Here is a 6,253-nt window from a genome sequence, read left to right as displayed (position 1 = left end):
TTTCGAGCGTCGTCTCGACATTCATGTCGCGTTGCTCTCCCTGGCTGCTGCCGTTATCTGTTCGCGCTTCGTTGATGACTTGTGTTAGCCGCTCTTAATCCGCTTCGACAAATTGAGATCGAAAGGAAAGAACATGAGCAAAAGAACGCCGCAAGCCGGATGCTACAAAGCCTCTAGCACGCTCTAGTCCCGTCAGGGCGATCTCGGAAATAACAGAAGTGTCTCCATTGGAGACACTCACCACTCAATTGGCCGTCAGTACCCGCGCAAATAGCAAGCGAATGGCGTATTTTGCCTCATGTGCTCAGCATAGGGCGTGCGGGCCTTAGTAACTCTGCGATCGCCTCGGGGGGGCCTGCAAGCAGCGACCGCCATGCGTCGATGTAATCGCGGCTGCACAACTGGCCTTGCTCCCATTTCGCAACTTGACTTGATGCGTTGGCAACTACGGCTCGCGCACAAGCGCGATCGCGCAGCAATGCAGCCACGCCAGCATGAGCAACTAGGCGCTGCTCTTCGCGTTCGAGCTGCGCAGCTCGCCTCAACTGCTCCTTATCAGCATCCACCGACTTTTACCGGTAGGTCAGTTTGGACGGTTCCATCCGAAGGTGGCTTTCAACTGGCGCAAGACGTCAAACGTATTCCGGCTATCGACGCCAAAATTGCGACATACATTAGGAATCTTTACTTTTGTCGAATTCTCGCTGTACTGCTCGTGGGTTGCAACTCCCCAGCCCATGGTCCGAGCTTTTGCAACAAGCCAAGGATCTGCACCCCCAAGGAACAGATTCTTGTTCGGTCGCGTGTAGCGCTCGACTGACTCTACGTGCCGAACGACCTCAGCGAATGAAGTCTGAGTTGCCGCATCGGAAACATCTAGGAACCAGCCGGTACCGTGTCGCGCTTCTATCCATTGAGCGAGGCCGTCGCCTCGACCCGCGAGCTCGTCATAGACTTCGCTGATACTCGCAATCATGCCCCGTGCGTTGGCGTCGTCCAACCAGTTCCAGAAGCCCGGGCAAATATCGCTTGCGTAGTAGCGATTCTGTGCCTCAATGAAGATATTGGTATCCAGCAGGTACATTCTTATTCTTCCCCGTACACGCTGCTCGCAAGCTTTTTCAAGTTTGCGGGCGCTACTCCAAGCAAGCTACTCGCATCGCGTATGAGCATTCGTCCTTCAAACGCGGTTTCGAGCACAGCCTTGGTTAGCAGCTTGCTGTTCCTTACTGCAGAAGTTTTATACGGATTACCGCCGCTAGCCTGCCGGGCCGCAGCTGCCGCCCAAGCATCACGTTCAGCTTGGTAGAAGTCAGCGAAGTCGTTCCAAGGCGCGAGCTGCAGCTCGACGGCACGCCTACCAACGACGACGCCGCTCACCTTAAACGCCCGGGCAAGCTCTCTAACTTGAGCCGAAAAATCGGCGTGCCCACTCCACAAGGCACGAAATTCAGCTGCCGGAACTAAAAATTCAGCGGCTGTGGCATTACATAGCCGTTCGAGATCGCTGCCGTGGTGTTGGGCCGAACTGATCTTCTCGTTAGATACCCCGCTTTCCCCAAGCCACAGGTGCGCGAGCTCGTGAATGACCGTGAATATTTGAGCAGCTTTCGCGTCCTTGCCATTGAGAAATATGACAGGCGCATACTGATCAGCAATTACAAAGCCACGAAATTCATCGACGGATAAGGGGCGGTGAGTATTGTTACCAACAATCCCCGAGCGCATCACGAGAATTCCAATATCCTCTATCCTCTCGATCAACAGCCGCAAATACTCTTCCCAGTTTTGGCAGTTGTGCCGATCCTGCGCTGTAATCGCCAAAACGCGTCGGATATCGGCCGCAATTTCAGGCGCCGTGGCCCGGATGTTAAACCGACCTATAAATTCCAGCGGCTGATAGCCTTGTAACTGTCGATACTCTCGAAACCAAGCTTGCTTACGCAGAACGTCATCGAGTATGTCTCGAAAATCAGCGCCCAGCGGTCGGACGGGGTCGTCGCCTACCGTTCGAAAGTCTGCAATAGGGAGGGGCTCATCCGGGGGCTCAGGCAGATAGAAATAGCCAAATGGGATGTGCGTAATCTCGGCAATACGTCGAGCTTGCCGGAAGGTCGGTTTGCGTTCTCCAGTCTCCCAAGCCAACACTCGAGCAGAGGCGGTCCCCAACTTCTCTGCCAACGCGGGCACGTCGATACCAGAGCGCTGGATCGCCCAAGTCAGTATCGCGGGATTAATCTGCGCCTCGGCCATGATCTTAGCGGTCGTTACGACTCGTTTTCATTCTTGCCCCCGCAAGGGAGCTGACGTCGGCTGACCTACACCCCGAGTTCAGCCAACGGCCATCTTACCCGATGATGTTTGGAGGCGGTGTCGGATTGGCGCCAACGGCGTAGAAAAGCCCACGCACCGCCGTTGACACATCGTTGACAGTGGCCAGAAATGACAAAGGGTTAGCCGAAGCTAACCCTTTGTTTTATATGGTGGCGAATCAGGGACTCGAACCCCGGACCTGCGGATTATGATTCCGTCGCTCTAACCGACTGAGCTAATTCGCCGAAGAAGACGAATTATGGCGATGCGGCAGAGCCGTGTCAACCCCTTTCGCCATCTTTTTGCAAACTGGCGCCTGCCGGACGAAAAGCGCCGTCTAGCAGGCGCCCCGGCCGACCATCAATCCTGCGCGTAAATATCCGAGTCCTTGGTTTCCTTCACGAACAGCATGCCGATCACGAAAGTCGCCAGCGCGATGACAATCGGATACCAGAGGCCCGAGTAGATATTGCCCCTCGCCGCCACGATCGCGAAGGCCGTTGCCGGCAGGAAGCCGCCGAACCAGCCGTTGCCAATGTGATACGGCAGCGACATCGAGGTGTAGCGGATACGTGTCGGGAACATCTCGACCAGCATCGCCGCAATCGGGCCGTACACCATGGTCACGAAGATCACGAGGATCGTGAGGATGACCACCGTCATCGGCCAGTTGAGCTGGGCCGGATCGGCCTTGAGCGGATAGCCCGCCGCCTTCAGCGCGGACGCGAGCGTCTTTTCGAATGTCGCGCCCGCTTCCTTCGCGTCGGGCGCGCGACCGTCAAATGTGTCGATGGTCGTGTCGCCCACCTTGATCTGCGCCAGCGTGCCAGCCGGCGCGGCCACGTTGTCGTAGTTCAGGCCGGCCCTCGAGAGCGCGCTCTTCGCGATGTCGCACGAACTCGTGAACTTCGACGTGCCAACCGGGTTGAACTGGAACGAGCACTCGTCCGGGTTCGCGATGACGACAATCGGCGCGCGCTGCGTGGCCGCTTCGAGGGCGGGGTTCGCGTAGTGCGTGAGCGCCTTGAAGAGCGGGAAGTAGGTGAGCGCCGCGATCAGGCAGCCGGCCATGATGATGGGCTTGCGGCCAATCTTGTCCGAGAGCGAGCCGAAGAACAGGAAGAACGGCGTGCCGATCAGGAGCGCCAGCGCAATCAGGATGTTGGCGCTGGCGCCGTCCACCTTGAGCGTCTGCGTGAGGAAGAAGAGTGCGTAGAACTGGCCCGTGTACCAGACCACGGCCTGGCCTGCGGCCACGCCGAAGAGGGCGAGCAGCACGACCTTGAGGTTCTTCCACTGACCGAACGCTTCCTTGAGGGGCGCCTTCGAGACCTTGCCTTCCGCCTTGATGCGCTTGAACGCCGGCGATTCGTCGAGCTGCAGGCGGATCCACACCGAAACGGCGAGCAGCAGGATCGAGGCGATGAACGGAATGCGCCAGGCCCATGCGGCAAACTGTTCTTCGCCGATGAAGGTCCGCACGCCGAGGATCACGAGGAGCGAGAGGAACAGGCCAAGCGTGGCCGTCGTCTGGATCCATGCGGTGTAGAAGCCGCGACGTCCGGGCGGCGAGTGCTCGGCCACGTAGGTCGCGGCGCCGCCGTACTCGCCGCCGAGCGCGAGGCCCTGCAGCAGACGCATGCCGATGAAGATCACCGGCGATGCAATGCCGATCGACGCGTAGCCCGGCAAGAAGCCGACCACGAAGGTCGAGACGCCCATGATGACGATCGTGACGAGGAACGTATGCTTGCGTCCCACGAGGTCGCCGAGGCGCCCGAACACGATCGCGCCGAACGGGCGGACGGCGAAGCCCGCGGCGAAGCCGAGCAGCGTGAAGATGAAGCCCGCCGTCGGATTGACGCCAGAGAAGAAGCTCTTGCTGATGAAGGCCGCAAGTGATCCGGCCAGGTAGAAGTCGTACCACTCGAACACCGTGCCGAGCGACGACGCGAAGATCACGCGTTTTTCGTCGCTCGTCATCGGCGCGTGCGAGACTTGTCCGCCAACGGTTGCCATATATGTCTCCAGTATTGATATGCGTGTGGCCCGCCCGGCGCGGTCATGCGGCACTCTGCCGCCGGTGGTCCTGCGATGCATTATTGGAATGGAAACTTACGGGCTTCTGACGCGCGCGCAGGTTTTTGAGACGGGGCGCGGGAAAGGGGTGGCGGGTGATCGTCGTCTAATTTATGTCTAACGTCGCCAATCGTGATGGTAACGTCTTTTGATGGGGATCGGTGGCGCCTTGCGTTGCGCGCGGGGTAAGGGAAAGTCCCATCCCGGTTTTCGGAGCCGGTCCGTCAGTTTCGCAGCCGCAGCGTCACGCGCACGAGCGTTCCGGCGAGGCGAGGCGTGTCCTGATAGACGTGGTCGTCGATGGCGAGCGTCCCGCCGTGCATCGTGGCGATCTCGCGCACGATCGCGAGACCGAGCCCGCTGCCTTCGCCGTCGCGCCCGAGGATGCGGTAGAAGCGCTCGATCACGCGCTCGCGCTCGGCGGCCGGAATGCCGATGCCCGTGTCTTCCACTTCGAGGTGGACCACGCCTGCGGCGGCCTGCGGCCGTACGCGCACGGTGATGCGCCCGCCCGCCGGCGTGTAGCGGATGGCGTTGTCGATGAGATTCGAAAGCATCTCGCGCAGCATCACGGGATTGCCGTCCACTTCGACGCGCGCTGCCGCTTCGCCATCGCCTTCCTCGCCGCCGTACGCCTTTTCGGGGCCTTCGTAGCCGAGGTCCATCTGCTTGGCGAGCGCCGGCTGCACCCAGTCGCGCACGGCGTGGCGCGCCACATCGGCGACGTCGACCGGCGTGAAGATCTGGCCGGACATGCGGTTTTCCGCGCGCGCGAGCGCGAGCAGCTGCGTGACGAGCCGCGCGGCATGCTCGGAACTCGTCGCGATCTGCTCGAGCGAGCGGTGCACTTCGGCGGGTGCGTTCTGGCGCAGCGCGAGCTCGGCCTGGGTGCGCAGACCCGCGAGCGGCGTTTTCATCTGATGCGCGGCGTCGGCGATGAAGCGCTTTTGCAGCTCCATGTTCTGTTCGAGCCGCGTGAGCAGATCGTTGAACGAGGTGACGAGCGGCTCGATTTCGGGCGGTGCGCGGCGCGCTTCGAGCGGCGAGAGGTCGTCGGGGCGGCGCATGCGGATGTTCGACTGCAGCGCGTGCAAGGGCGCGAGGCCGCGCGAAAGCCCGAACCACACGAGCAGGATCGCGAGCGGCAAGATCACGAACTGCGGCAGGATCACGCCCTTGATGATGTCGTTGGCGAGCTGCCGGCGCTTGTCCAGCGTCTCCGCGACCTGCACGAGCACGGGCTGATTTTGCGGGGCGCCGGCGGCGAGACGCTCCGGTTCGACCGTCGTATAGGCCACGCGAATGTCGATGCCGTGCAGCGTGTCGTCGCGGAACTCGACCACGCCCGGCGGCGGGCGGTCGTCGTCGTGCGGCAACGGCATGTCGCGGTCGCCGCCCACGAGCTCGCCACGGCTGCCGAGCACCTGGTAGAACACGCTGTCGACGTTATCGGCGCGCAGGAAGTCGCGCGTGGAGGCGGGCAGCGTCAACTCGGCCACGCCGTTCACGGGATGGATCTGGCGCGCGAGCACATAGGCGTCGGTTTCGAGCGCGCGGTCGAAGGGCCCGTTCGCGATCGACTTCGCAACCAGATACGTGACCGCGATGCTCATCGGCCAGAGCAGCAGCAACGGCGCGAGCATCCAGTCGAGGATTTCGCCGAACAGCGAGCGCGGCCGCGCCTCGGCGACGGCTTCGGCTTCGTCGGGCGGCGCGAACGGGTTGGCGTAGCGGGCGTCCCGCGCCTCGTCGTCGAGGGCGTCGGCGGCGAACGCGGATGCGCCCGGCGCGCCCGCCCCGGCCGTGCTTGCGGCATCTTTATGCGGCGCAGAGCGCGTGGCGGAAGGACGCCCGGCCATCG

Annotated in this window: 4 protein-coding genes and 1 tRNA gene; all 5 read right to left on the bottom strand. The window is 61.6% G+C overall.

What is annotated here, in order from left to right; translation table 11 throughout:
- Positions 1-583: 583 nt before the first annotated feature.
- The gene (locus tag BLU17_RS08680; protein WP_091996316.1) at positions 584-1,084 is read right to left on the bottom strand and encodes a DUF4411 family protein; all 501 of its coding nucleotides are present in this window, start codon (positions 1,082-1,084) and stop codon (positions 584-586) included.
- A 2-nt stretch (positions 1,085-1,086) separates the two neighbouring features.
- Complete coding sequence (locus tag BLU17_RS08675; RefSeq protein WP_091996315.1) at positions 1,087-2,253, bottom strand: XRE family transcriptional regulator; 1,167 nt, start codon at positions 2,251-2,253, stop codon at positions 1,087-1,089.
- A 228-nt stretch (positions 2,254-2,481) separates the two neighbouring features.
- A tRNA-Met gene (locus BLU17_RS08670) sits at positions 2,482-2,558 on the bottom strand.
- Between the two features lie 115 nt (positions 2,559-2,673).
- The gene (locus tag BLU17_RS08665; protein ID WP_091996314.1) at positions 2,674-4,332 is read right to left on the bottom strand and encodes an MFS transporter; all 1,659 of its coding nucleotides are present in this window, start codon (positions 4,330-4,332) and stop codon (positions 2,674-2,676) included.
- Positions 4,333-4,616: 284 nt separating this feature from the next.
- A complete protein-coding gene (locus BLU17_RS08660) occupies positions 4,617-6,251 on the bottom strand; it encodes a sensor histidine kinase (RefSeq protein ID WP_091996313.1) in 1,635 nt (544 codons plus the stop codon).
- Positions 6,252-6,253 lie beyond the last annotated feature (2 nt).

The organism is Paraburkholderia lycopersici, from assembly GCF_900096975.1.
GTDB lineage: Bacteria > Pseudomonadota > Gammaproteobacteria > Burkholderiales > Burkholderiaceae > Paraburkholderia > Paraburkholderia lycopersici.
This window is presented reverse-complemented; position numbering and strand designations above follow the sequence as displayed.

Coding starts and splice junctions, on each gene's coding strand:
- BLU17_RS08665 (WP_091996314.1), bottom strand. CDS start 4,332: ATGGCAACCGTTGGCGGACAAGTCTCGCACGCGCCGATGACGAGCGAC.
- BLU17_RS08660 (WP_091996313.1), bottom strand. CDS start 6,251: ATGGCCGGGCGTCCTTCCGCCACGCGCTCTGCGCCGCATAAAGATGCC.
- BLU17_RS08680 (WP_091996316.1), bottom strand. CDS start 1,084: ATGTACCTGCTGGATACCAATATCTTCATTGAGGCACAGAATCGCTAC.
- BLU17_RS08675 (WP_091996315.1), bottom strand. CDS start 2,253: ATGGCCGAGGCGCAGATTAATCCCGCGATACTGACTTGGGCGATCCAG.